The sequence below is a fragment of the Aeromonas media genome, assembly GCF_020423125.1.
Classification (GTDB): Bacteria; Pseudomonadota; Gammaproteobacteria; order Enterobacterales; family Aeromonadaceae; genus Aeromonas; species Aeromonas media.
This window is the reverse complement of the sequence record NZ_CP075564.1, coordinates 2,399,090-2,425,188: the sequence shown is the minus strand read 5'-3', so window position 1 is coordinate 2,425,188 and position 26,099 is coordinate 2,399,090. Positions and strand designations below refer to the sequence as shown.

Genomic DNA, 26,099 nt, shown 5'->3' with positions numbered 1-26,099 from the left:
TCTATTGATAAAACGAGGTCGCTGAATGACAGAGAAACGCAAGGGTGAGGGCGACAAGCTGCTTTATTGCTCTTTCTGCGGCAAAAGCCAGCATGAAGTGCGTAAGCTGATCGCTGGCCCTTCCGTCTACGTATGTGATGAGTGTGTCGAGCTGTGCAACGACATCATCCGCGAGGAGATCCGTGAGATCTCTCCCAAGCGCGATGGTAGCGAGCTGCCGACCCCTCATGAAATCCGTGCCCATCTGGACGACTACGTGATCGGGCAGGAGTACGCCAAGAAGGTGCTGGCAGTTGCCGTCTATAACCACTACAAGCGTCTGCGCAGCGGCAGCGAGTCCGGTGGTGTGGAGCTTGGCAAGTCCAACATCCTGCTGATTGGCCCGACCGGCAGCGGCAAGACCCTGCTGGCCGAGACACTCGCCCGTCTGCTGGATGTGCCCTTCACCATGGCCGATGCCACCACATTGACCGAAGCCGGTTATGTGGGTGAGGACGTGGAGAACATCATCCAGAAGTTGCTGCAAAAGTGTGACTACGACGTGGAGAAGGCCCAGCGCGGCATCGTCTACATCGACGAGATCGACAAGATCTCCCGAAAGTCGGACAACCCTTCCATCACCCGCGATGTGTCCGGGGAAGGGGTGCAGCAGGCACTGCTGAAGCTGATCGAAGGCACCATAGCCTCAGTACCGCCGCAAGGTGGCCGCAAGCATCCGCAGCAGGAGTTCCTGCAGGTCGATACCTCCAAGATCCTCTTCATCTGTGGTGGCGCCTTCGCCGGCCTGGACAAGGTGATCGAGCAGCGTTCCGTCAAGGGAACCGGCATCGGGTTTGGCGCTGACGTCAAATCCAAGAATGCCAAGGCGACCTTGAGCGAGAACTTTGCCAAGGTGGAGCCGGAAGATTTGATCAAGTACGGTCTTATCCCCGAGTTCATCGGTCGTCTGCCGGTGGTGGCGACCCTCACCGAGCTGGACGAAGCGGCCCTCATCCAGATACTGAAAGAGCCGAAGAACGCACTGACCAAGCAGTACGCCGCGTTGTTTGCCTTGGAAGAGGTGGAGCTGGAGTTTCGTGACGACGCCCTGAACGCCATCGCCCGCAAGGCAATGGAGCGCAAGACCGGTGCCCGTGGCCTGAGATCCATCGTCGAAGCCGTGTTGCTCGACACCATGTATGACCTGCCCTCCCTGGAAGGGGTCAGCAAGGTGGTGATCGACGAGACGGTGATCAAGGGGGACTCCGCGCCCCTGATGATCTACGACAATCCCGAGACACAGGCCGCAGCGTCAGAGTAACTGACTGATTTTTAATCACATAAAGGGGCATTTTGCCCCTTTCATGCTTTTTACGGACAAGACGATTGAATCTCATCTTTGCGCCCCCATATACTCAGCCAAGCGCTTTGCCAACGGTATAACAAGCCGAGAGGACATATATGAACCTAGAGCGTTCAGAACGCATCGAGATTCCCGTCCTGCCTCTTCGTGACGTGGTGGTTTACCCCCACATGGTCATTCCACTCTTTGTGGGGCGGGAAAAATCCATTCGCTGTCTGGAAGCGGCCATGGAGCAGGACAAAAAAGTCCTGCTGGTGGCCCAGAAGGATGCGTCGACTGACGAGCCTACGGTGGAGGAGATCTTCTCCGTCGGGACAGTGGCCAACATTTTGCAGATGCTCAAGCTGCCTGACGGCACCGTCAAGGTGCTGGTGGAAGGGGGCCAGCGTGCCCGTCTTGAGCGGATGATCGATGACAAGGACTTCTTCGTCGGTGAGGCGCAGTACATAGCGTCTGCCCCCATCGAAGAGAAGGATCAGGATGTGCTGGTGCGCTCCGCCATCGGCCAGTTTGAAGGCTACATCAAGCTCAACAAGAAGATCCCGCCCGAGGTGCTGACCTCGATTTCGGCGATCGACGATGCGGCGCGCCTGGCTGACACCATGGCTGCCCACATGCCGCTCAAGCTCGAAGACAAGCAGAAGGTGCTGGAAATCGCCTCTGTGTCCGAGCGCATCGAGTTTCTGATGGCCATGATGGAGTCGGAGATCGACCTCTTGCAGGTCGAGAAGCGCATCCGCTCCCGGGTCAAGAAACAGATGGAGAAGAGCCAGCGGGAGTACTATCTCAACGAGCAGATGAAGGCCATCCAGAAAGAGCTGGGTGAGCTGGAAGACAGCCCGGACGAATTCGAAGCCCTCAATCGCAAGATTGACGAGGCGGGGATGCCGGACGATGCCCGTGAGAAGGCCCTGGCCGAGCTTGCCAAGCTGAAGATGATGTCCCCCATGTCTGCCGAAGCCACAGTGGTGCGCAGTTATGTGGACTGGATGGTGCAGGTGCCGTGGAAGGCCCGCTCCAAGGTCAAGAAGGATCTCGCCAAGGCACAAGAGGTGCTGGATTCGGATCACTATGGCCTGGACAAGGTCAAGGATCGCATCCTCGAGTACCTGGCGGTGCAGGCGCGGGTGAACAAGCTCAAGGGCCCCATCCTCTGTCTGGTTGGACCTCCCGGTGTGGGCAAGACCTCGCTCGGTCAGTCCATTGCCAAGGCGACTGGTCGCAAGTACGTGCGCATGGCGCTCGGTGGGGTGCGTGACGAGGCGGAGATCCGCGGTCACCGCCGCACCTATATCGGCTCCATGCCCGGCAAGCTCATCCAGAAGATGGCAAAAGTCGGCGTGAAGAACCCGCTGTTCCTGCTTGACGAAATCGACAAGATGAGCTCGGACATGCGCGGTGATCCCGCATCCGCCCTGCTGGAAGTGCTGGATCCCGAACAGAACAGCAGCTTCAACGATCACTATCTGGAAGTGGATTATGACCTGTCGGACGTGATGTTCGTGGCCACTTCCAACTCCATGAATATCCCGGGTCCGCTGCTGGACCGGATGGAAGTGATCCGTCTGTCCGGTTACACCGAGGACGAGAAGCTCAACATTGCCAAGCAGCATCTGCTGGCCAAGCAGATACAGCGCAACGGTCTGAAAGAGTCCGAGATCACCATCGAAGACTCTGCCCTGATCGGCGTCATCCGCTATTACACCCGCGAGGCGGGGGTGCGTAGCCTGGAGCGTGAGATCTCCAAGATCTGTCGCAAGGCAGTCAAACGCATCCTGCTGGACAAGAGCATCAAGCATGTTCTGGTCAATCAGGAGAACCTCAAGGAGTTCCTCGGGGTACAGCGTTTCGACTACGGCAAGGCCACCGATCAGAATCAGGTAGGCCAGGTGTGCGGGCTGGCATGGACCGAAGTGGGGGGCGATCTGCTCACCATCGAGACCACCAACATGCCGGGCAAGGGCAAGCTCACCTATACCGGTTCACTCGGTGACGTGATGCAGGAGTCCATCCAGGCTGCCATGACGGTGGTACGGGCCCGTGCCGAGAAGCTGCGCATCAACGCGGACTTCTACGAGAAGCGCGACATCCACGTGCACGTGCCGGAAGGGGCGACCCCGAAAGACGGCCCGAGTGCCGGTATCGCCATGTGTACCGCCCTGGTTTCCAGCCTCACCGGCAACCCGGTGCGTGCCGACGTGGCCATGACCGGCGAGATCACCCTGCGCGGCGAGGTGCTGCCCATCGGGGGTCTCAAGGAAAAACTGCTGGCGGCTCACCGTGGCGGCATCAAGCGGGTGCTCATCCCGAAAGAGAACGAACGCGATCTCGAGGAGATCCCGGACAATGTCAAACAAGACCTTGAAATTTATCCGGTTCGCTGGATTGATGAGGTGCTTGCACTGGCGTTGCAGGACAATCCGCAGGGTTTCGAACGCGTTTCTGTCGTGTAAATGTTGATGCGCCGCAAATTTGGCGCATTCGGGGGGTGGTTAAGGCTTGCATGCACCGGATAACGGAAGTAGCCTTGACCACCGATCGGGTACTCATGATGAGTCGCAATGCGTGATGTGGCGCGGGTTTGCGCCAGATTGTCACTTGCAACTGATCAGGAGGCTTGTTATAAAACCTCCACTTGTTGTGGCCAGGGAAATCAGTGCCGCAGCGATGTTCGATAAAAGGGGAATATAAGAGTGAATAAATCTCAACTGATTGACAAGATTGCAGACGGTGCTGATATCTCCAAAGCTGCCGCTGGCCGTGCGCTGGATGCTTTCATTGACGCCGTGGGTGAAGCCCTGAAAGAGGGTGACCAGGTTGCTCTGGTTGGCTTCGGTACTTTCGCAGTTCGCGAGCGTGCCGCTCGTTCTGGCCGTAACCCGCAAACTGGTGCGACCATCGAAATCGCCGCCGGTAAAGTTCCTGCCTTCAAAGCCGGCAAGGCCCTGAAAGACGCGGTCAACTAAGCCGGGCGCTGATGTTCATCGGCTCCGACCTTGGTCGCTGACCAGACAAGTGAGAGGGCTCTCCCTCATACTGATTGACCAAGGCGCATCGCAATCGGTGCGCCTTTTCATTATTTACGCCCATCGAGTTCGGGAGCATAAGTACAAACATGATGTTGGATAAACTACGCGAAGGGGCGCAGGGCAAGGTAGCCAAGATTATCTTGGGCCTGATCATCCTCTCCTTTGCCTTGGCCGGTGTAGGCAGCTACCTCAATGGCCCGGCACGTACCGCCCCCGCTACCGTCAACGGCAATGACATCAGTGCCCCTGCACTGGAGAATGCCTATCGCAATGAGCGGGCCCGCATGGAATCCCAAATGGGTGAGGCCTTCAACCAGCTGGCCGCCAACCCCGACTACATGAAACAGTTCCGCCGCGGCGTGCTGGACCGGCTGATCGATCAGGCGCTGATCGATGACAAGGCCCGTTCCCTCGGCCTGCGCGTCAGCGACGAGCAGATCAAGCAGGCCATCGTGGAGATGCCGGAGTTTGCCGAGGACGGCAAGTTCAGCAACGATCGCTACCTGCAGCTGATCCGCCGCGCCGGCATGACGCCTGAGATGTTCCGCGACTCCCTGCGCCAGGACATGGTACGCCAGCAACTGATGGGCGCCCTGTTGGGCTCCGAGTTCGCCCTCAAGGGCGAGGCCGAGCAGCTCGACAAACTCTACAACCAGACCCGGGACCTGCGCCTGGTGCGCCTGGCTGCCTCCGCCTACATGGGTGAGGTCGAGGTGAGCGACGCCGAGGTGGATCAGTTCTACAAGGCCAACAGCGGCCGCTTCATGAACGACGAGAAGGTCAAGGTCGACTACCTGCTGCTCGATGCCGCCAACCTCGGCAAGAACATCAAGGTCACCGAGCAGGATGCCCAGGATTACTACGATCAGCACCAGGACCTGTTCCAGCGTGCCGAGCGTCGCCGCGTGGCACACATCCTGATCCCCTTTGGCAAGGATGAGAAGGCGGCCCAGCAGAAGGCTGACGAGCTGCTGGCCAAGGTCAAGGGCGGTGAAGACTTCGCCACCCTGGCCAAAGCCAACTCCAGCGATACCTTCTCCGCCAAGAAGGGCGGCGAACTGGACTGGTTCGAGAAAGGGGTGATGGATCCTGCCTTCGAGCAGGCGGCCTTTGCACTGGCCAAGACTGGGGATCTTTCCGCAGTGGTGAAGAGCCCGTTTGGTTTCCACATCATCAAGCTGCTGGCCGTCGAGCCCGCCAAAACCAAGATGTTCGCCGATGTGATGAGCGAAACCATCAGCCGTCTGCAAGCGGACAAGGCCAAGGAGCTGTTCTTCGCCGAGCAGCAGAAGATGGCCGACAGCAGCTTCGAGAACCCGGACTCGCTGGATTTGACTGCCGAAGCCATGGGTCTGAAGGTGATCTCGTCTGATTACTTCAGCCAGGCCGATGCCCAGGCACCCCTCAATGATCCCAAGGTGCTTGCGGCTGCCTTCTCCGAGCAACTGCGCGACGAGAACACCAACTCCGACGTGATCGAGCTCTCCGATGGCAAGGCGCTGGTGCTGCACATCATGGGTCACCAGCCGAAAGCGGCCAAGCCGCTGGCGGAGATCAAGGATCAGGTGATTGCGGCTATCAAGCATGAGAAGGCCAGTGAAGTAGCCCGTGGCAAGGCCCAGGGCCTGCTGGACAAGCTGCACGCCGGCGAGGACATCCAGGCCGATCTGACCGCCCTCGGGCTGAAGGTGGAGAGCCACAAGGGTGTCTCCCGCTTCGCCCAGGAGATGGATCAGAATCTGCTGGCCCAGGCGTTCCGCATGCCCCATCCGAAGGATGGCAAGCCGAGCGTCGAGCTGGTGGCCGAAGCCAATGGCGATCGCGTAGTGGTGGCGCTCGACAAGGTCAATGTGACCAAGGAGCCATCCCAGATGGTGAGCCTGCTGCAAGGCCAGCTCGGTCAGGGCAAGGCTCAGGCCGACTACAAGTCGCTGATCGACGAGCTGCGCAAGGCGGCCAAGATTGAGTACTTCACCGATGTGGAGGCAACCGTCGAGTAATCGATTCACGCCCTCATTGAAAACGGCTCCTTGATGGAGCCGTTTTTTTATGTCCCGACCATGCTCCGCTCGGCAAGCTCGGGCGGGCTGAGAGGGAAGGGGCCGGGCACCGGCTTGTGCTGTCTATCCTGGCAGTGGATAAGCCGGACAGCTGGATGACAAGCGTGCGGCTCCTGCACAGCACTCTTGCTCTTCTAACCCAGCTCTCGCAGTGGGAGACGCAGGGGAGAAGGGAACAAGGAGACATAAAAAAACCGGCACCATTGGCGCCGGTTTTACGATGAAAGACCCGGGGAAGGAGTTACACCACGCCCTGGCTGCGCAGGTAATCTTCGTAGGTGCCGCCGAAGTCGCGGATGCCGTTCTCGGTCAGTTCCATGATGCGGGTCGCCAGGGACGACACGAACTCACGGTCGTGAGAGACGAAGATCAGGGTGCCCTGATACATCTCCAGCGCCAGGTTCAAGGATTCGATGGATTCCATGTCCAGGTGGTTGGTCGGCTCATCCATGATCAGGATGTTGGGGCGCTGCATCATCAGCTTGCCGAACAGCATGCGACCCTGTTCGCCACCGGAGAGCACCTTGACCGGCTTCTTGATGTCGTCCTGGGTGAACAGCAGACGACCCAGTACCGAGCGCACCGCCTGCTCGTCTTCGTTGGCCTGTTTCCACTGGGCCATCCAGTCGAACACGTTGAGGTCGGTGTCGAAATCGTCGGCGTGATCCTGAGCGTAGTAGCCGATCTGGGCATTCTCGGACCACTTGATGGTACCGCTGTCCGGCGCCAGCTCACCCATGAGGGTCTTGATCAGGGTGGATTTACCGATACCGTTGGTACCCAGAATGGCGACCTTCTCGCCCACTTCCAGCATCATGCTCAGGCCCTTGAACAGCGGCGCCTCACCATAACCCTTGGACACCCCTTCCACTTCCAGGATGTTGCGGTAGAGCTTTTTGTCCTGCTCGAAGCGGATGAAGGGGTTCTGACGGCTGGAGACCTTCACTTCTTCGATCTTGATCTTGTCGATCTGCTTGAGGCGGGAGGTCGCCTGGCTCGACTTGGAGGCGTTGGCACTGAAACGGGAGACGAAGGATTGCAGGTCGGCAATCTGGGCCTTCTTCTTGGCGTTGTCGGAGATCAGACGCTCGCGGGCCTGGGTGGCCGCCGTCATGTACTCGTCGTAGTTGCCCGGGTAGACGCGCAGCTCGCCGTAATCCAGATCCGCCATGTGGGTGCAGACGGAGTTCAGGAAGTGACGGTCGTGAGAGATGATGATCATGGTACTTTCACGATCGTTGAGCACCTGCTCCAGCCAGCGGATGGTGTTGATGTCCAGGTTGTTGGTCGGTTCGTCCAGCAGCAGGATGTCGGGGTTGGAGAACAGCGCCTGTGCCAGCAGCACCCGCAGTTTCCAGCCAGGGGCCACTTCGCTCATGGGGCCGTTGTGCAGCTCGATGGGGATGCCGGCACCCAGCAGCAGCTCGCCCGCGCGGGATTCGGCGGTATAGCCGTCGTATTCTGCGACCAGACCTTCCAGCTCGGCGGCCTTCATGTAGTCGTCGTCGGTGGCGTCGAGGTTGGCATAGATGGCATCGCGTTCGGCGATGGCGGCCCACAGCTCGCTATGGCCCATCATGACCACGTCCAGCACGCGCATCTCTTCGTAGGCGAACTGATCCTGGCGCAACTTACCGATGCGCTCGTTGACGTCCAGGCTCACATTACCGCCAGTGGGCTCCAGATCGCCGCCGAGGATCTTCATGAAGGTGGACTTGCCACAGCCGTTTGCGCCGATGAGGCCGTAGCGGTTGCCGCCGCCAAACTTGACGCTGATGTTCTCAAACAGCGGCTTGGCGCCGAACTGCATGGTGATGTTGTTGCTGCTTAACAAAGGAGATGTCCCGGGTTGTCTGTCAAATGGCGCGCATTATGGCACAGATCCCCCGAAAGTTTTAGCAAGAACTGTGATCGAGACCCATTGCAAGGGGGGAATGTGACGGGAAAGGCGCCACTCGCTGGTGGGCCGGGAAAGAGGCGGCGAGGGGGAATGCCCTGAATGAAAAAAGCCGGCACTGGGCCGGCTTGGGGGCGGTCAGACAACCTTAGTGGGCGGAGGCGCCGGAGGCACCGAGCCCGGTCTGGGAGCGGACGAACTGCGGGAAGAACTTCTGGTGTTCCTCGGAGGCGTTCTGGGACTTGTCGGTGACCGAGAAGAACCAGATCCCGATGAAGGCCAGCGCCATGGAGAAGAGCGCCGGGTATTCGTAGGGGAAGATCGCCTGTGCATGGCCCAGTACCTTCACCCACACGGTCGGGCCCAGGATCATCAGGGTCACGGCACTGATGAGCCCCAGCCAGCCACCATAGACGGCGCCGCGGGTAGTGAGACGGGACCAGAACATGGAGAGGAAGAGCACCGGGAAGTTGCAGCTTGCCGCGATGGAGAAGGCCAGACCCACCATGAAGGCGATGTTCTGCTTCTCGAACAGGATGCCCAGGCCGATGGCCACCACTCCCAGCACTAGCGTGGTCATCTTGGAGACGCGCAGCTCGTCGGCTTCGTTGGCCTTGCCTTCCTTGATGACGCAGGCATAGAGGTCGTGGGAGACCGCAGAGGCACCCGCCAGGGTCAGCCCGGCGACTACGGCGAGGATGGTGGCGAAGGCCACGGCGGAGATGAAGCCGAGGAACAGGCTACCCCCCACAGCATCGGCCAGATGGATGGCAGCCATGTTGGTGCCCCCCAGCAGGGCGCCGGTGGCGTCCTTGAAGTCCGGGTTGGTACTGACCAGCAGGATGGCACCGAAGCCGATAATGAAGGTCAGGATGTAGAAGTAGCCGATGAAGCCGGTGGCATAGAACACCGACTTACGGGCTTCCTTGGCGTCGCTCACGGTGAAGAAACGCATCAGGATGTGGGGCAGGCCGGCGGTGCCGAACATCAGCGCCAGGCCGAGGGAGATGGCGGAGATGGGATCGGCCACCAGACCGCCCGGGCTCATGATGGCGGCGCCATTGGCATGAACCTTGATGGCCTCGCTGAACAGGGCGCCGATGTCGAAGTTGACGGACTTCATCACCATGATGGCCATGAAGGAGGCGCCGGAGAGCAGCATGACTGCCTTGATGATCTGGACCCAGGTGGTGGCCAGCATGCCGCCGAACAGCACGTAGAGCACCATCAGGATGCCGACCAGCACCACGGCCACATGGTATTGCAGGCCGAACAGCAGCTCGATGAGCTTGCCGGCACCCACCATCTGGGCGATGAGGTAGAGGGCCACCACCACCAGGGAGCCGCTGGCGGAGAGGCTGCGCACCGAGGTCTGCTTGAGGCGGTAGGAGGCCACGTCGGCGAAGGTGTACTTGCCGAGGTTGCGCAGCCTTTCCGCTATCAGGAACAGTATGATGGGCCAGCCCACCAGGAAGCCGATGGAGTAGATGAGGCCGTCATAGCCGGAGGTGTAGACCAGGGCGGAGATGCCGAGGAAGGAGGCGGCGGACATGTAGTCACCGGCGATGGCCAGCCCGTTCTGGAAGCCGGTGATGCGCCCGCCGGCGGCATAGTAGTCGGAGGCCGAGCGGTTGCGCTTGGAGGCCCAGTAGGTGATGAACAGGGTAGCGGTCACGAAGACCACGAACATCACGATGGCCGAGATGTTGAGGGGCTGGCGTTGCACCTCGCCGGTCAGCGCATCGGCCGCCAGCAGGGGAGTGGAGACCAGGCCGGTGAGCAGCAGCAGAGACTTGCCTTTCATGATTGCACTCCCTTGAGGATCTTCTGGTTCAGCTCGTCAAACTCGCCGTTGGCGCGGAATACATAGACGCCGGTCAACACGAAGGAGGAGACGATGAGGCCTACACCAACCGGGATGCCGCGGGTGATGCTGGAACCTTCGCTGAGCGGAGTACCGAGCCAGCCCGGGGCAAAGGCGATGAGCAGGATGAACGCCAGGTAGAGACCCAGCATCAGAATGGAGAGGGTCCAGGCGAAGCGCTGGCGTTTGCTGACCAGCTCCTGGAAGTTGGGATCTTGCTGGATCCTCAGATAACGTTGCTGTTCCATTGCAGTTCTCCGTGACGGTTGTGTCAGCTGTGATTGAAGGGTGTCCCTACCGAGCAGCAGACCTGCTCATGTAATCAAAATGTGAAGTAAATGTTATTTTCGGACAATTAGACTTTGGGATAAGCCAGAGGGCCACCCTGATGCAGGCGCAGAAAGATGAGGGCGGCGGCGGTGGCGTCACTCAGGGCGTCGTGCAGGGGCAGGGCCGGCAGTCCCAGATGCTGGCAGATGGCGGCCAGATGCAGATCGATGACGGCGTCAGGGTAGCGTCGGTAGAGGCGGTCATGATAGAGCCGGCTCACCTCCAGGCCGCGCTGGGGCAGGGTCAGCCCCCAGAGCCGCTGGCAGGCCAGGTTGAGAATGTGCAGGTCATAGGCGATGTGGTAACCCACCAGTTCACGGTGCCCGATGAAGGCAAGCAGCAGGCACAGCGCGGCTTCCAGCGTCATGCCCTGTTGCAGATCCTGATGGCGCAGGCCGTGGATCACCACCGACTGCGCGCTCAGACTGGCCGGTGGCTGCACCCTGATGCTGAGGGCCTCTCCGGTCAACACCCGGTTGCCCTGGATGCGCACCGCGCCGATGGAGACGATCTCCGCCTTGGCAGGATCCAGGCTGGTGGTCTCGAAATCCAGCGCCACCCACTCCTCTCCTGGGGGGGTTGCAAAGAGCGGGGCAAACTCCCCGTCCTGGAAGCCTCTACCCAGCCAATGACGTCGCCAGCGGCGCAACATGGCTATTGCCTAAGACGAAAGTGCAAGGTGAGCCACTGCTGGAACTTCTTCACCTGATGCAGGGCATGGCGCAGCAGATCCCGCTCCCCGTGCGCGAGTTCGGTGACCAGTACCCGGCTGTCGCCATCCTTGAGCTGGCTGCGCAGCCGCAGCCGCACAAACAGCCGGAAGGCTTCCGCCAGGTTGGCCCCATAGTCGGGGCTGAGGCGCCCCATGGCCACCAGGGCATCAATCCGTCCCAGGGTCGAGGTCTCCAGCACTTCTGCCTCCAGGGCCAGCACCCGCAGGCCGTGCACCAGAGGGAAGAGGCCGCCCCGCTTGAGATCCAGCCCCTCGGGGGCCTGTTCCAGCCGGCCAAAGAGGGTGAGGGGGGTGTGGAAGGCGACCGCCGCCCGGGCCATCTCCGCCAGCAGATCCGGTCTGTCGGCCAGGCACTGTCTCAGGTGGCGGGCGAGGGGAGTAAGCAGAGGACGATCCCCCATGATAGCCTGGGCATCGGCCAGGGTGGCGAGCCACAGCAGATCGGCCTCGCTGGCACGCACGCACGCCTGCTCTATCTCGTCCTGCCACTGTTGTGCGCCCTTCACCCAGTCCGGGTTGCTGACCATCACCCGCCCCGGGCAGGGGGGGTAGCCCAGGCGCTCGAGCAGGGCGCTGAAGGCGGCCAGATCGGCCTGTCGAGCGGGCCAATCCAGGTCATCTCGCAGGATCAGGGCATTGTCCTGATCGGTCTTCTGGATCTGCTCGCCGCGTCCCTCCGAGCCCAGCATCAGCAGGCACACCTGCTCCTGCACCTCGGGGGGGATCACCAGGGCGAAGGCCTTGGCGATCAACTGCTCGTTGATGGTGGCGATGAGCTTCATCAGAAACAGGGTATGGATCCCCTGGGCAAACAGGGAGCGGGTCAGCTGTTGCTGCTCCCGTGCCACCGCCTCCAGTGCTGGCAAGCTGTCGGCTCGAGCGATGCGCAGGGTCAGCACATGGGAGTGGGTGGAGAAGAGCCCCAGCACCTGGGTCAGGTGAAGGATCCCCACCACCTCCTGCCCCTGCCAGATGACCAGCCGCTTGATGCGGTGGCGGGTCATCAGCAGCAGGGCATCGAACAGATAGCTGCCTTGCGCCAGGCCGATCAGGGGGGCCGGGGTCAGCACCGCGAGCGGCGCCGTCAGGGGCAGTCCCTTGAGGGTCAGGGCATGGAGCAGGGTCTTGCGGGTGGCGAGGCTCAGACTGCCGTCAAAGGCGGGATAGAGCAGGCAGTCGGTGCCCCGGCTGGCCATGGCTTCGCTGGCGGCCAGCAGACTGGTCTGACTGTCCAGTTGCAGTGCTGGCTGCAGATGTCCGGGGTCGATGCGAGTCAGGATGAATTCCGCCAGGTTCTGTTGTCCGAGCTGGCCGCGCCGCTCCTGCTCTCGTTGGCGCTCGGCCAGGGTTGCGGTGAAATAGTGTGCGAAGGGGGGGTGCGCGTCGCACAGCGTCTGGAAGGTGTCGCGGGGGATCAGTTGGCAGAGGGTGTCTTCCAGGGCGCTGAAGCGATGGCGGCAGCGGCCGTCGAACTGGGCGCGCACGTCGAACATGTCCCCCACGCCATAGTCGCCGAAAGGCTGGTGGGGCGCCGACTCCTCCACCGCGCCCTTGATGACGAGGTAGAGGCCGGGGGGCTCGTCCCCGGGGTGCAGCACCGTCTGACCGGTGCGAAAGTAGCAGATGCTGAGGCGCTGGCCGAGCCGTTCACGGGCAGCCACGTCCAGGCAGTCAAACGGCGGGCGGGCAAAATCGAACAGGAGTGACATGGCAATTCTCGGCCGTGAGCATGGGGCCAGTCTGGCAAAGGGGCCGGCGCGGGGCCAGCCGACTTTAGTCGCAGAGCGGGGCTGGCCTCCCTGTACCTGTCGATCACACTCTGGTAACTTGTGGTATGACCAGTTTCGGCACAAGGAAGAGGAAGAAAATGGACAAGCCAAGGATCAGGTGCGAGATCCGGGACGGCATCGCCGAGGTGATGCTGACCCGGGGGGACAAGCTCAATGCGCTGGACAGGGCCATGTTCGGCGCCATCGACGAGACGCTGAACCAGTTGGCGCGGCAGAAGGGACTGCGGGCGGTGATCCTGCACGGCGAGGGGCGGGCGTTCTGCGCCGGACTGGATGTGAAATCCATGCTGAGGCAGCCGGTGGCGGCCCTGGAAATATTGAGGCGCGAGGCGGATGAGGCGACCAACCTGGCCCAGCGGGTCGCCTACGGCTGGCACCAGTTGCCGGTGCCGGTGATCGCGGTGACTCAGGGGGTTTGTTTTGGCGGTGGCCTGCAGATCGCGCTCGGGGCCGATTTTCGCTTCAGCACCCCGGATTGCCGCTTCTCGGTGATGGAGATCAAGTGGGGCATCATTCCCGACATGAGTGGCAGCGTCACCCTGCGCAATCTGATGGGGGTGGACGTGGCCATGGAGCTGGCCATGAGTGGCCGCGAGCTGGATGCCCAGGAGGCCAGGGCGCTCGGGCTGGTGAGCCGGGTCTGCGAGGAGCCCCTCGACGAGGCGCGGGAGTTCGCCAGGACCCTGATCACCAAGTCACCGGATGCGCTGGCGGGGATCAAGCAGCTCTACCATCAGGCCTGGGCCCGCAGTGACGAGGTGATGCTGAAAGAAGAGACCCGTTTGCAGCAGCAGATCCTGGGGCGTCCCAACCAGTGGCGGGCGACCCTCAACAGCCTGTTTCGCTGGCGACTGCCGTTCGGACCCCGCCGCAACGCGCTCTGAACCGGCGCCCCCCTCAAGAGAGCACCAAATGAAAATGGCAGCCGAGGCTGCCATTTTGCATTGTGCCCTCTGATCACTTGGCAACGATATCCGGGTCTGCCTCGAAGGGATGGCCGGTTTGCTCGCGCATCAGGTTGACCTCGGCACGGTTGTCAATCCAGTAGTCGGCGTTCTTGATGCCGAGTTTCTCCGGATGGAATACGGGATCAATTCCCTGCGCCAGCTGTGCCTCGTAATCCTTGAGGCAAGCGAAGGCCGGTTTTTGCAGCATCAGGATGGCACCGATGTTGAGCCAGGCCATCAGACCGACCCCGATGTCACCGAGGCCCCAGGCCAGATCGGCGGTCTTGACGGTGCCGTAGACGGTGGCAGCCATCAGCGCGATCTTCAACAGGAAGGTGAGCCAGGGACGGTTAATCTTGCGGTTGATAAAGGCGATGTTGGTTTCGGCGATGTAGTAGTAGGCCACTATGGTGGTGAACGCGAAGAAGAACAGGGCGATGGCGACGAAGTAGTTGCCAAAGCCGGGCATCATGCTCTCCATGGCGGTCTGCACATAACCGGGGCCTGCCGCGATGCCGGCGATGCCGGTATAGATGGCGGCACCGTCCGGACCCTGTACGTTGTACAGGCCGGTAATCAGCAGCATGAAACCGGTGGCGGAGCAGACGAACAGGGTGTCGATGTAGACGGAGAACGCTTGCACCAGGCCCTGTTTGGCGGGGTGGCTTACCGCGGCGGCGGAAGAGGCGTGTGGCCCCGTGCCCTGTGCCGCTTCGTTGGAGTAAACGCCACGTTTGACACCCCACATGATGGCCAGACCCAGAATGGCACCGAAACCGGCTTCCATCCCGAAGGCGCTCTTCCAGATCAGCAGGATCACACCGGGCAGTTGGCCGATGTTGAGGGCGATGATGACGCAGGCGACGATGATGTAGCCGAGCGCCATGAAGGGCACCACAGTACTGGCGAAGTTGGCGATGCGTTTCACGCCGCCGAAGATGATGAAGCCGAGCAGCAGCGCCAGACCGGCGGCGGTGACGTTGGGATCGATGTCAAAGGCGGTCTGCAGGCTGGAGCCGATGGAGTTCGCTTGCACCCCTGGCAGCAACACGCCGCAGGCGAAGATGGTGGCGATGGCGAAGGTCCAGGCGTACCACTTCATGCCGAGCCCTTTCTCGATGTAGAAGGCCGGGCCGCCGCGGTACTCGCCGTTGATCTTCTCCTTGTAGACCTGACCCAGGGTGGACTCCACGAAGGCGGAGCTGGCGCCGAGGAAGGCGACCATCCACATCCAGAACAGGGCGCCCGGGCCCCCGAAGGTGATGGCGGTGGCGACACCGGCGATGTTACCGGTACCGACCCGACCGGCCAGCGTCATGGAGAGCGCCTGGAAGGAGGAGACACCGGCATCGTTGCCCTTGCCCTGGAACATCAGGCGTATCATGCCCTTCAAGTGACGCAGTTGCAGGAAACGGCTGCGCAGGGAGAAGTAGAGGCCCACCCCCAGGCACAGATAGATGAGCGCTGGGCTCCAAATCACGCCATTGATGGCATTGACGATCTCATTCATGTACAACAACTCCTTTGTTGCGCTGTCTTGGCGAGGTCTATATGCCTCGCTCCCTTAATATTGAAATATGCGGTGACCAAGGGGGTCACTCAGTATTGTGCGGGACTTTCGACTGGTTAGTCCGCGGGATTTAACATATCGGTTTGTATCGACCCTTCCTAGTGAAAAGTGTTGTCACTTTGTTAATTTGTGAATTGACATTAACAAATGGTGAATGGAACTGGACAAGATTCGGAACTTGCAGGTGCATGTTTTTTGTATCCAGGGTTCAGAGGGGATAATGCAAATGGGAGGCCAGGAGTGACAATGAAAGAAAATGACTGCACCATTCGTCTCGCCGAGCAGGGCGATGGCGCCCTGCTGTCAGCGTTGTTCGCGCAACTGGGGTATCCGACCCCGGTCGATGCGGTGGACGGGCGGCTGGCCGAACCCGATCCGGCCCGGGAGGTGCTGGTGGCCCTCTATCATGGGGAGATGGTCGGGGTGCTGGTATGGCATCGGTTGCAACCCATGCACCTTGCACCAGCCTGGGGCCTGATCTCGGCGCTGGTTATCGATGAAGGTGCAAGGGGCGGCGGCATGGGTGCCCGGCTGCTGGCGGCGGCCGAGGCGCGAGCGCTGGCCTCGGGTTGCAGCCAACTGGAGCTTTCCAGCAGCCTCAAGCGAGAGGGGGCTCATCGCTTCTACCTGGCGCAAGGGTATGGCGAGCGACCGAAACGGTTCGTGAAATTATTCTGATGTGGCATGAGGAGTCTGTGTGTTCTGGTCCAGGTTGAAAGCGGTATTCGGTCTTGCATCTCCCGCAGAAAGTCATGCCTTGGGAGCGCTGGAGTGGCAGCAGGCCCTGGCGGCCGTGCCCATCTTGCAGGGCTTCTCCCGCGATGAAGAGCAGCAGCTGATCGAACTGGCCAGCCACTTCCTTTCCCGCAAGACGCTGACCCAGCTCGGGGTCGAGCTTACACCCCGTCAGCAGGGGGTGCTGGCCCTGCAGGCGGTGTTGCCCATACTGCATCTGGGGTTGGAGTGGTATCGCGGTTTTCACGAGGTGATCATCATCCCCGAACCCGTGACCCGCCGTCAGGAGGTGCAGGACGAGTTCGGGCTGGTGAGCGAGTTTGAAGAGGAGAACGCCGGCGAGTCCTGGCCTCAGGGCCCTCTGGTGCTGGCTTGGAGCGAGTTGCAGCAGGATGGGGACTGGGATGGCTTCAACCTGGTGATCCACGAGCTGGCACACAAGCTCGACATGCTGGGGGGGGAGGCAGACGGGGCACCGCCGCTCCCGAGCAGCATGGATCAGCGGCAATGGACCCAGGCGCTGCAGAGCGCGTTCGATGAGATGAATGCAGAGCTGGCCAGGGGAGAAGTGACCCAGATAGACCCCTATGCCGCCACGCACCCCGCCGAGTTTTTCGCGGTGTGCAGCGAGAGCTTCTTCACCGAGCCCCTGCGCCTGCGCGACACCTATCCGGCGGTATATGGGCAGCTCACCCGCTTCTACGGTCAGCAGCCCGCCGCCCGTTTTCCGGCCACCCGATTGCTGGCAGGGGATGGCGATCTGCACAGCTGACGGGCTCTATGACTCGGCGACAGAAAAACAAAAGGCACCCTCGGGTGCCTTTTGTTTGGGCGCGAGCGCCGGGGCGCGGCAGATTATGCGGCAGCCTTGAGCTGGACTGCGGCGGCTTTCTTGTGATCGCCGATGGGCAGTACGGTACGGCCGAACTGCTCGTTGATCACGGTGGCCATGGCCAGGTAGATGGCACTGGCGCCGCAGATGATACCTTCGAAACCGGCGATGGTGCCGATCAGGGTGCTGCCGGTGAAGTCACGGGCGGCCAGCAGGAAGAACAGCACGGTCAGGGAGGCGAACACGAACTGCTTCACGCGCGGGAAGTTGACGGTGCCCACCAGCATGAAGAGGGTGAACATGCCCCACATCAGCAGGTACCAGCCCATGTAGGCGTGGGGAGTGGCTTCGGCCAGACCCATGGTCGGCATCACCAGCAGGAACACCAGGCTCCACCAGAAGGTGCCGTAGGAGATGAAGGCGGTGACACCGAAGGTGTTGCCACGCTTGAACTCCATGATGCCGGCGATGATCTGGGCCAGACCGCCATAGCACAGGCCCATGGCCAGGATCATGGCGCTGATGGGGAAGAAACCTGCGTTATGGATGTTCAGCAGAATGGTGGTCATACCGAAACCCATCAGACCCAGAGGGGCAGGGTTGGCCAATTTTTCGCTCACGTGGCGTTCTCCAAAAATAGAGGTGGGGGTTGATAAAAGACGCGCGATTTTAGGCAGGCTCTCGGCCCCGAGCAAGGGGGTGAGGAGGTTAAATGGTAAAAAAATGACAGGAAATTTTAAGTGACCAACCATTCGTGTCATTCAGGTAGACGACGGGTGAATGGATAACGTTTTCAATGTTGCTTTTTTGTATGAAAGGCTCCCGAAATGAAAACGGGTAACAAAAGGAGCGTCTGCCGCGATGACCGGTTTGCGGGCCCACCGCGCGCTGGAACAAGCGACGCCTGGGTTGAAAAATCATCTCATATGCCATCAGACAATAGGTGTTCAGCACCACTTGATCCTCTGGAACCCTCTGCTGATTGACGGCACAGCCCCGACGCCAGGCAGAGGCGCCCTCAGGACCGGGCAGGGGCGTGGTGCTGGTCCCGACACAGGAGACCGGCCAGCGGAGCCTGGAATCTCCCTTCAGGAAACACGAGGAAAAGGACGGCGTGCATATCTGCTGCCAACCGGCTTGAGGGGAGCGCAGGTTTACAGAGGCGGTCTGCTCACCACCTGGAAGCTGGCCTGTGTGGGATCGCCGGATTTTCCACCCGCCCATGGGGTGGGTTGGTGCTTATGCGCAAAGGATGGTGCAGGGCCAAGGGCGTGTGGCCAGCAAGGAAGCAAGCAAAGAGGCGAGCAGAGAAGGGAGCAGAGAAGGGAGCAGAAAGAGGGGCAGAGAGCGCGAGCCAGAGGGGGGAATTCCCCCCTTCGCGGGGCCATCATCGCGGCTCAATTATCCAGGGTGAGGACTACCTTGGCCTCCTTGTCGCTCTCCTTGACCTGGCTGTCGAGCACGAACAGGCGATCCGGCGTGATGCCCTGGGTATCCACCAGGTACTCCTTGGTGTTCTGGGCCCGGCGCATGGCGAGGTTGCGCAGGGACTTGGCGGTGATCAGCTGCTGGTCCCGCAACAGGATCACCGCCTGGGTGCGCAGGCCTGGGCTCGTCTCATCTAGATTCAGTCGATCGGCCAGGGTGCCGAGATCTTCGTTGAACTTGGCCTCATAGGCCTCGGCCAGGGCGCTCTGCAGGGCAGGGTCCTGCTCCAGCATGGCGAGATCCACCGGGTTGCCGGTGATCTTGGCCAGCACCCGCTCCAGCTTCTGGCGCTGCAAGATGGGGCGCTCCTCGTTGAAGTTGACCTTGCCGCGGATGTTCATGCTGAGCCTGGGCCTGTGTTTGAGGGCCTGAGCCAGGGTGGTCAGCTTGCTCTGCTGGGTCGGGGTGAGGGCGGGATCGCCGGGCAGGAAAGGAAGCTCATCGAGATCCTTGGTGCCCCCTGTCAGGGAAGCCAGCAGGGAGAAGGGGGAGGTGATGGCCTTGCTCAAGGTGTTGCCGAGCACGTCCCAGAAGATGTTGCCCAGGCTGAAATCCGGCTGATCCAGGTTGCCCTTCACCTTGAGGTTCATCTTGATGACGCCGCTGGCGTCGCTCAGCAGGGCGATGGCGAGCCCCAGCGGCAGATCCCTGGCCTGCTCGCTTTTGACCTTCTCGCCGAGTTGCAGCTTCTTGATGGTGATGTCGTTGTCTCCCTCCAGCCGGTTGCCTTGCAACTTGTAGTTGAGCTTCATGGAGAGCTGCCCCTTGTCGATGGCGTAGCCGGCATAGGTGCTGGAGTAAGGGGTGAAGGTGGTGAGCTCCAGGTTGTTGAAGGCCACGGCGACGTCGAGCACGGGATCGTCGATCAGCAGGTTGGCGCCCCCCCGGATGGTGACGGGGGCGTATCTGTCCACCTTGCCATGAAAGGCGAGCTCGGAGCGTTGGCCCGGTGTGTTGCTGATGTGGCGGTTCTGGCCCTCAAGGGAGGCGATGTCCACCACGAATTCCGGGCTCAGGCTGCGGTCGGCGAAACGCAGGTTGCCCTGGGTGGTGCGGACCTGGTCGATGAGGATATGCGGTGCGGGCGCGCTCTGCTTGCTGGCCGGTTGCGGCAGCAGCAACTGCTGGACGTTGGTGACACCCGTTTCGCTTATCTCGATGCGGGCGAAGGGCTTGCTCAGCAGGATGTCGGCAATCTTCAGCTGCTGGCCGATGCCGTCATAGTGCAGCCCGCTCAGTTGCAGCTTGTCTATCTGCAGCAGGCGCTGGTTGTCGGCCCGATCCAGCACATCGAGCCCCTCGATGTCGAGCCCGCCACTGACGTCCAGCTTACTGAGGGCCCCCTTGTCGTTGGTGGCCAGGTCCAGCCGTGTGCGGCTGGCAAGCATGCCGTCCCGCACGCTGATGCGCAGCAGATCCTGCAGGTAGGGTTGCGCCAGGGTGAGCGGCAGGCCCTGCTGCTTGAGGGTGCCGTTCAGGGCGAAGGGACTAAGATCCAGGGTGCCATCAAAGGCCACCGTCGCCTGGGGAGGGAGTGTGCCGGTCAGGGTGAGGGGGCTGGGTTGGCCGGTCTGGCTGCCGAGGGGGCCCAGGGTGAGATCCAACCCGGAGAGATCCCGCAGCAGGGGCTTGCCGCTGCTGGACTCGGTCAGCTTGAGCGCCCCCTGGCTGATGCGGACCTGTTTGAGTTGCCAGCGCCAGGGCTTGGCGGGTTTGGCCGGTTTCCTGTCCGGTTTGGGGGCTGGCTGGGGGATCAGAAGATCCGCGAGGTCCAACTGCTGGTGGTGGTCGAGCACGGCGGTGACGGCGGGGGCCTTGAGAGTGGCGGTATCCAGCTCAAGGCTCTGCTTGCTGCCATCGACCCGGATCCCGGTCAGGGCCAGCTGGTTGAAGCGGGCAAATTCGCCGCCCTTTGCCCCCTTGAGCTGCCAGTTGGCCAGGGTCAGCCTGCCCTTGGCGATCTGCCATGCCAGACCCTGCTTGCCGGATGTGAGCCTATACGTCAGCTCGGCGCTGGCCTCTCCCCTGGTCAGTGTGGCCTTGAGATAGGGGGCCCAGAGCGGGGAGAAGGGGGCGATCGCCAGCTTGCCGAGGCTGAGCTGCCCCATGCCAGTCCCCGTGATGATGTTGAACTCGCCGTCGGCCTTGAGGGGACTCTTCTCATTGAGGGTCGCACTCAGCTGATAGCGGTTGAGGGTCGACGGTGCGCTGGAAAAATCGGGCAGATGCAGGGCGAGCTTGCCGAGGGTGAGAGGCGGCAGCCAACCCAGGCTGCGTTGCTTGCGGCTATCGCGGTAGTGGAATTGCCCCTGGGCCAGGGCCAGTCTGCCGATGCTCACCACCAGGGGCTCGCCGGTCGATGCCAGCTGATCCGGGCTCTGCAGGCGATCGAGCAAGGGGGCCAGGGCCTCGGTCAGATTGAAGCGAACCTCTCCCTTGTTGTCCGCCAGACGCACAAGATCCACCTTGGGGGTGGTCAGGGTCAGCTCCTCCAGCACCAGGGCGCGCTGTTGCCAGCTCGCTTTCAAGGCGGGAATGACCTTCAGCTCTTCAAATGACACCAGGGGCTGCTGCCGCTCATCGAGCAGGGCGCTGGGCCCCAGGGTGAGGGAGGGAGACCGCAGCCCGACCTCTATCTTCCCCAGGGTGAGCTGCAGACCATAATGGGTGGTGAGCCAGCCCGGCAGGTGGCGTTGGATGAGGTTGGGGGCTTGCCACAGCAAGATGGAGAGGGAAACGAGCAGGGCGGCGCAGAGATAGAGGGCGTAACGCAACAGGCGAGCGGGCAGAGGCTTGAGCATGATGGTCTCCATTGGATGCGCACATGGTAGCAATAAATCGGGCCCTGTTCATGGAAAGGACTCATGAGGTGCGCCGCACTCTGACCGCCTTGGGGAAATATTGTGCGATCCAGGCCAGGTTTCGCCCGTTGGCAAGCACCAAGGGTACCCAGGCATGCCGCGACTGACTGGCGTGGTGGGGTCATGGGGGTATTTTGCCAAGATCTGGGCCGGGGCTTGCCATATGGGATGCACCTTTGCGACATAGGGGACTCCGGGGGCGAGATGCCCCCAGATTCAGTCAATCCCCGTCGGTTTTCAAGCCGCTCAGTGACTGGATGCAGCGCTGCTCCGCAGCGTCGAGCTCTGCCATCACCATCTGGATGTCTTCGAGCTGCTGGCGCAGGGAGTGGCGCCGCGCCTCGATGAGCTGGATCATGGAGTGCAACTGCATCCGGCTCGAGCGGTCGGTGTCATACATGTCGAACAGCTCGCGGATCTCCGCCAGGCTGAAGCCGAGGCGCTTGCCACGGAGGGTCAATTTCAGGCGGATCCTGTCCTTGTGGCTGTAGATGCGGGTCTGCCCCTCCCGGGCCGGAGTGATCAGCCCCTCGTCCTCGTAGTAGCGGATGGTGCGCGGGGTGATGTCGAACTCCTGAGCCAGCTCGGAGATGCTGTAGGTTCTCTCCTTGCCGCAGAGGTTGCCGGCTCTCATGGCCTGATCCTGCATGGGTCAATCTCCTGACATGACGACATGCTGCCGCTCTTCTTTCTGGCGGGGGCGTTTTCAGGGGTCATGGCACTCTCCTTGTGCTATCTCATCGAGTCCTGGCTGCAGCTCTCTGGCCCTGGCATGGAGCGCCTGCCCGACTCGCGAGCCGTTGGGACGGCCGAGCAGTTCGCTCACCCACTGACCGGTGGCGGCCAGCTTGTCGAGGTTTACCCCCGTGCTCATGCCAAGGCCGTGCAGCAGATAGACCACCTCCTCCGAGGCGACGTTGCCGGAGGCCCCGGGTGCATAGGGGCAGCCACCCAGCCCCGCCACCGAGCAGTCTATGGTGCGGATGCCGCGCTCGAGTGCCGGCAGCAGGTTGGCGAGCCCCTGGCCATAGGTGTCGTGAAAGTGCACCGCGAGCCGGCCGGCCGGGACTTCGTGCAGCACCGCATCCAGCATGGGGGCGACGGTGCCTGGAGTGCCTGTCCCTATGGTGTCGCCGAGGGAGATCTCGTGGCAGCCGAGATCCAGCAGCCGCTCGGCCAGGGCGGCGACCCGTTTCGGGCGGGTCGGGCCGTCATAGGGACAGGCGATGACGGTGGAGAGGTAACCCCGCACCTTGATGCCGAGGCGGCGAGCCTCAGCTACCAGAGGGGCGAAGCGGATCAGTGACTCTTCGACGCCGATGCCGATGTTGGCGCGGGTGAAGCCGTCTGAGCAGGCGGTGAAGAGGCCAATCTCGTCGACCCTGGCCTGGATCGCGGCCTGCAGGCCCTGCAAATTGGGCACCAGGGCACCATAGCGGGTAGGTCCCTTGCGCGGCAGGGCCTTGAACAGTTCGGCGGAGTCCGCCATCTGCGGCACTCGCTTCGGGGAGACGAAGGCCCCCACCTCGATCCGCTGCAGGCCGCTCTCTGCGAGGCGGTTGATAAGCAGAAGCCGCTGCGCCAGCGACAACAGGCGGGATTCGTTCTGCAGGCCATCCCGCGGCCCCACCTCCACCAGGCTGACCCTGTCGACGGGCGTGCCATGCTCCTTGCTCATGCTGCACCTCCCTCAGCGTTCTCTGCGCCTGGGTCGGCAAAGTGCACCAGGACGGCGCCCTGGCTCACCTGATCCCCCTGGCGGCAGGAGAGGGCGGTGATCACCCCCTCCTTGTCTGCTTTCAAGACGTGTTCCATCTTCATCGCCTCCAGCACCAGCAGGGATTGCCCCTTGCTGACGGATTGCCCGACCTCGACCAGCAGTGCCACCACCATGCCGTGCATGGGGGCCACGGCGCCCTGGGCCGTGTCGTGATCATGATGTGGTCGATGGCGTTGATCATCGGCGGCGAAGGGAATGCGCCGGCCATCCAGCTGCAGCACGAAAGCCGCGTCTGCCGCCGGGGTGATGGGGCAGCGTACCCAGCGGCCCGCCCGCTGCAGGCGGATATGATCCACACCTAGCTCATAGGGGTAGGTTTCCCCTTGCCATGTGAGCCGACCGGCGCGCTCGGCAAGGGTCAGCACCCGGGCCTCCTCGCCGATCCGCACCGCCGCCGTCAGGCTTCTGAGGTCGCCCAACCGAAAACCGGGGGCCTGCTGCCAGGGGGAGGGGCCGGTGCGGCTGGCGAGCCAGAGGGTGGCGAGCGGCCAGGCGAGGGTCGGGGTGGCCAGCGATTCGGTCGGAATGGGCCACTGGGTGTGGTGTGCCATGGCCAGTACGTCCGGCTCCTCGCACAGGCGCAGCAGCAGCGGGCCGTTGTGCACCAGGGGGCCGAGACTCAGGGCCGCCAGGGCATCGGCCAGCCTGGCGAAGGCCTCGGCCCGGCTCTGGCCGTGGGCGACCAGCTTGGCGATCATGGGATCGTAATAGGGGCTGACTTCATCGCCAGCGGCGACGCCGGTGTCGATGCGTACCCCCTGTGGCCACTGCAGCCACTGGATGGGACCGCTGGCGGGCAAGAAGCCTGCCCCCACGTCCTCGGCGTAGAGGCGCGCCTCCACCGCATGGCCGCGCAGCACTACCTCTTCCTGAGTCAGCGGCAGCGGCTTGCCCTCGGCGACCGCCAACTGCCAGGCCACCAGATCCTGGCCGGTGATGGCCTCGGTGACCGGGTGCTCCACCTGCAACCGGGTGTTCATCTCCATGAAGAAGAACTCGTCCCCGCACAGCAGAAATTCGATGGTACCGGCCCCCACATAGTCGATGGCCCGGGCGGCGGCCACGGCGGCCTCGCCCATGGCGCGGCGAAGCGTGGGTGCTATATCCGGCGCGGGGGCTTCTTCTATTACTTTCTGATGGCGGCGCTGCAAGGAGCAGTCCCTGTCCCCCAGATAGATGGCGTTGCCGAGGGTATCGGCGAAGACCTGCACCTCCACGTGACGGGCGCGGGCCAGGTAGCGCTCGAGCAGCACCCTGTCATCCCCGAAGGCGGCCAGGGCTTCCCGTTTCACCGCCGCCAACGCCTCGTCAAACTCGCCTGGCTGTTCGACCCGGCGCATCCCCTTGCCGCCGCCACCGCTGGCGGCCTTGATAAGGAGCGGGAAGCCGACCTGGTGCGCCTGATCACGCAGCAGCGCCGTTCCCTGATCTGCGCCGTGATAGCCGGGCAGCACGGGGACGCCGGCCGCCTGCATCAGCGCCTTGGCGCCGGACTTGTCCCCCATGGCGAGGATGGCGGCGCCACTTGGGCCGATAAAGCGCAGCCCCTGGCTGGTGCAGGCGCTGGCAAAGTCGCTGTTCTCCGACAGAAAACCGTAGCCGGGGTGCACGGCGTCGGCCTCGGCCGCGTTGGCAATTTTCAGCACCTTGGCGGCGTCGAGGTAGCTCTCCCGCGCGGGGGCGGGCCCCAGGTGCCAGGCCTCGTCGGCTTCCCGCACATGCATGGCGCGAGCGTCGGCGTCCGAGTAGAGCGCGATGGTGTGAATGCCGAGGCGGCGGGCGGTCCGGATGATGCGCACGGCGATTTCGCCTCTATTGGCGATCAGCAGGCGTTTGATGGGAGCCTGATGTGTCATGTCTGCTCCTGGTGAATAAAGGCACACTCGTTCATGAAGAGATCGAGGGGGGCAAGGCATTGATCCGCCCCCCGGTTATCCTCGCCGCGGCTGGCGACAAGAAGGCGTTTGATGGGCTGGTATTGAGTCATGTTTCATCCTTGAAACGGGGGCGCCAGCTGGGGGGGCGCTTGTCGAAGAAGGCCTGCATCCCCTCCTGAGCTTCGAGTCCGACCCGTACCCGGGCTATGGTCTCGACGGTTATCTCTTCGTGTTGATGGCCGGGCTGGTGCTCTATGGCGGCCAGCAGCCGCTTGGTCTCCTTCATTGCCTCCGGGCCGTTGCGGCACAGCCGCATGCCCAAGGCCCGGCCCTCCGAGAGCAGCTGATCCGGCGTGCAGAGCCGGTGCGCCACGTTGAGGCGGCAGGCGGTGATGGCATCGAAGGGCTCGGCACTCAGCATGTAACGGCGGGCCTGACGCATTCCCATGGCGCGTACCACATAGGGGCTGATCACCGCAGGTACCAGCCCCAGGCTCACCTCGGAGAGGCAGAAGCGGGCGTCGTCGCTGGCCAGTACGATGTCACAGGCACAGAGCAGACCGAGGGCCCCGCCATAGGCCGCCCCCTGCACCAGCGCCACGGTGGGGAAGGGGAGCTCGTCCAGGGCTTGCATCAGCCTGGCCAGTACCCGGGCATCTTCCCGGTTCTTTTCAAACGAGGTGGGATCGAAGTCGCCCTGAAGCTGGTTGCGCATCCAGTTGAGGTCGGCGCCAGCACAAAAGTGCCGGCCCTCTGCCCGCAGCAGCAAGACATGGGGGCGTTCGGCCAGCGGCTGGCCGTGGCGATGGGCCAGATCATCGAGGCAATCGAGCAGTTCCTGCATCAGATCAGCATCGAGGGCGTTGTGGCGGGCGGGGCGTGCCAACACCAGCTCAACCAGCGGACCGTGGCGCTCCAGCCGACAGCCTGCCAGGGGGTCATTGTACAGTGGATCTGACATGTC

At 62.3% G+C, this 26,099-nt stretch carries 20 protein-coding genes; 7 read left to right on the top strand and 13 right to left on the bottom strand.

The genetic code is table 11. The features are described 5' to 3' along the window. The first annotated feature begins 25 nt into the window (after nucleotides 1–25). The 4 genes from clpX to ppiD all read left to right on the top strand — a co-directional run bounded on the left by clpX (nucleotide 26) and on the right by ppiD (nucleotide 6,371). Nucleotides 26–1,300, top strand: a complete 1,275-nt coding sequence (gene clpX, locus KI797_RS11160) for an ATP-dependent protease ATP-binding subunit ClpX (RefSeq protein WP_005324108.1) — start codon at nucleotides 26–28, stop codon at nucleotides 1,298–1,300. Between the two features lie 140 nt (nucleotides 1,301–1,440). Beyond that, nucleotides 1,441–3,795 carry an endopeptidase La gene (lon, locus tag KI797_RS11155; RefSeq protein ID WP_005324110.1) on the top strand — a complete coding sequence of 785 codons (2,355 nt, stop codon included), beginning with the start codon at nucleotides 1,441–1,443 and terminating at the stop codon, nucleotides 3,793–3,795. 240 nt (nucleotides 3,796–4,035) lie between these two features. Then, nucleotides 4,036–4,308: a nucleoid-associated protein HU-beta gene (gene hupB / locus KI797_RS11150; RefSeq protein WP_005315375.1), complete on the top strand. Its 273-nt coding sequence runs from the start codon at nucleotides 4,036–4,038 to the stop codon at nucleotides 4,306–4,308. Between the two features lie 149 nt (nucleotides 4,309–4,457). Then, the gene (ppiD, locus tag KI797_RS11145; RefSeq protein WP_161507243.1) at nucleotides 4,458–6,371 is read left to right on the top strand and encodes a peptidylprolyl isomerase; all 1,914 of its coding nucleotides are present in this window, start codon (nucleotides 4,458–4,460) and stop codon (nucleotides 6,369–6,371) included. 301 nt (nucleotides 6,372–6,672) lie between these two features. Here the strand turns inward: ppiD and KI797_RS11140 are convergent, their stop codons facing one another. The 5 genes from KI797_RS11140 to KI797_RS11120 form a co-directional block, all read right to left on the bottom strand. Then, nucleotides 6,673–8,265 (bottom strand): ABC-F family ATPase, encoded by a 1,593-nt coding sequence (locus KI797_RS11140; protein ID WP_005324115.1) that lies wholly within the window; start codon nucleotides 8,263–8,265, stop codon nucleotides 6,673–6,675. 211 nt (nucleotides 8,266–8,476) lie between these two features. Next, entirely contained in the window at nucleotides 8,477–10,132 is a 1,656-nt protein-coding gene (locus tag KI797_RS11135) for a cation acetate symporter (RefSeq protein ID WP_226169364.1), read from the bottom strand. Continuing rightward, a complete protein-coding gene (locus KI797_RS11130) occupies nucleotides 10,129–10,440 on the bottom strand; it encodes a DUF485 domain-containing protein (RefSeq protein ID WP_218408651.1) in 312 nt (103 codons plus the stop codon). Before KI797_RS11130 ends, KI797_RS11135 begins: the two co-directional genes overlap by 4 nt. A 107-nt stretch (nucleotides 10,441–10,547) precedes the next feature. Further along, a complete protein-coding gene (locus KI797_RS11125; RefSeq protein WP_226169363.1) occupies nucleotides 10,548–11,174 on the bottom strand; it encodes a 3'-5' exonuclease in 627 nt (208 codons plus the stop codon). Between the two features lie 2 nt (nucleotides 11,175–11,176). Next, complete coding sequence (locus tag KI797_RS11120) at nucleotides 11,177–12,964, bottom strand: putative nucleotidyltransferase substrate binding domain-containing protein (RefSeq protein WP_226169362.1); 1,788 nt, start codon at nucleotides 12,962–12,964, stop codon at nucleotides 11,177–11,179. Between the two features lie 158 nt (nucleotides 12,965–13,122). Between KI797_RS11120 and KI797_RS11115 the strand changes: the two genes are divergently transcribed. Continuing rightward, the gene (locus KI797_RS11115) at nucleotides 13,123–13,929 is read left to right on the top strand and encodes a crotonase/enoyl-CoA hydratase family protein (protein ID WP_226169361.1); all 807 of its coding nucleotides are present in this window, start codon (nucleotides 13,123–13,125) and stop codon (nucleotides 13,927–13,929) included. A gap of 73 nt (nucleotides 13,930–14,002) precedes the next feature. Here the strand turns inward: KI797_RS11115 and KI797_RS11110 are convergent, their stop codons facing one another. Next, the gene (locus KI797_RS11110) at nucleotides 14,003–15,502 is read right to left on the bottom strand and encodes an alanine/glycine:cation symporter family protein (protein WP_041205868.1); all 1,500 of its coding nucleotides are present in this window, start codon (nucleotides 15,500–15,502) and stop codon (nucleotides 14,003–14,005) included. Between the two features lie 306 nt (nucleotides 15,503–15,808). Between KI797_RS11110 and KI797_RS11105 the strand changes: the two genes are divergently transcribed. Together KI797_RS11105 and KI797_RS11100 are read left to right on the top strand one after the other, a co-directional pair. Next, a complete protein-coding gene (locus KI797_RS11105) occupies nucleotides 15,809–16,240 on the top strand; it encodes a GNAT family N-acetyltransferase (protein ID WP_218408647.1) in 432 nt (143 codons plus the stop codon). Nucleotides 16,241–16,259: 19 nt separating this feature from the next. Then, nucleotides 16,260–17,069 carry a M90 family metallopeptidase gene (locus KI797_RS11100; RefSeq protein WP_226169360.1) on the top strand — a complete coding sequence of 270 codons (810 nt, stop codon included), beginning with the start codon at nucleotides 16,260–16,262 and terminating at the stop codon, nucleotides 17,067–17,069. A gap of 83 nt (nucleotides 17,070–17,152) precedes the next feature. Here KI797_RS11100 and KI797_RS11095 read toward each other — a convergent pair whose 3' ends face one another. The 7 genes from KI797_RS11095 to KI797_RS11070 form a co-directional block, all read right to left on the bottom strand. Beyond that, entirely contained in the window at nucleotides 17,153–17,749 is a 597-nt protein-coding gene (locus KI797_RS11095) for an acetate uptake transporter (protein WP_005315399.1), read from the bottom strand. A 777-nt stretch (nucleotides 17,750–18,526) separates the two neighbouring features. After that, the gene (locus tag KI797_RS11090) at nucleotides 18,527–21,430 is read right to left on the bottom strand and encodes a DUF748 domain-containing protein (RefSeq protein ID WP_404801058.1); all 2,904 of its coding nucleotides are present in this window, start codon (nucleotides 21,428–21,430) and stop codon (nucleotides 18,527–18,529) included. Nucleotides 21,431–21,698: 268 nt separating this feature from the next. Then, on the bottom strand, nucleotides 21,699–22,112 hold the full coding sequence (locus KI797_RS11085; protein WP_171273919.1) for a MerR family transcriptional regulator: 414 nt from the start codon (nucleotides 22,110–22,112) through the stop codon (nucleotides 21,699–21,701). Between the two features lie 72 nt (nucleotides 22,113–22,184). Continuing rightward, nucleotides 22,185–23,156, bottom strand: coding sequence for a hydroxymethylglutaryl-CoA lyase (locus KI797_RS11080; RefSeq protein WP_226169358.1), 972 nt, complete (start codon nucleotides 23,154–23,156; stop codon nucleotides 22,185–22,187). Next, entirely contained in the window at nucleotides 23,153–25,114 is a 1,962-nt protein-coding gene (locus KI797_RS11075) for an ATP-binding protein (RefSeq protein ID WP_226169357.1), read from the bottom strand. The genes KI797_RS11080 and KI797_RS11075 overlap by 4 nt, the downstream gene beginning before the upstream one ends. After that, nucleotides 25,111–25,245 (bottom strand): hypothetical protein, encoded by a 135-nt coding sequence (locus KI797_RS21050; RefSeq protein WP_264160700.1) that lies wholly within the window; start codon nucleotides 25,243–25,245, stop codon nucleotides 25,111–25,113. The genes KI797_RS11075 and KI797_RS21050 overlap by 4 nt, the downstream gene beginning before the upstream one ends. Next, entirely contained in the window at nucleotides 25,242–26,096 is an 855-nt protein-coding gene (locus KI797_RS11070; protein ID WP_042650373.1) for an enoyl-CoA hydratase-related protein, read from the bottom strand. Before KI797_RS11070 ends, KI797_RS21050 begins: the two co-directional genes overlap by 4 nt. Nucleotides 26,097–26,099 lie beyond the last annotated feature (3 nt).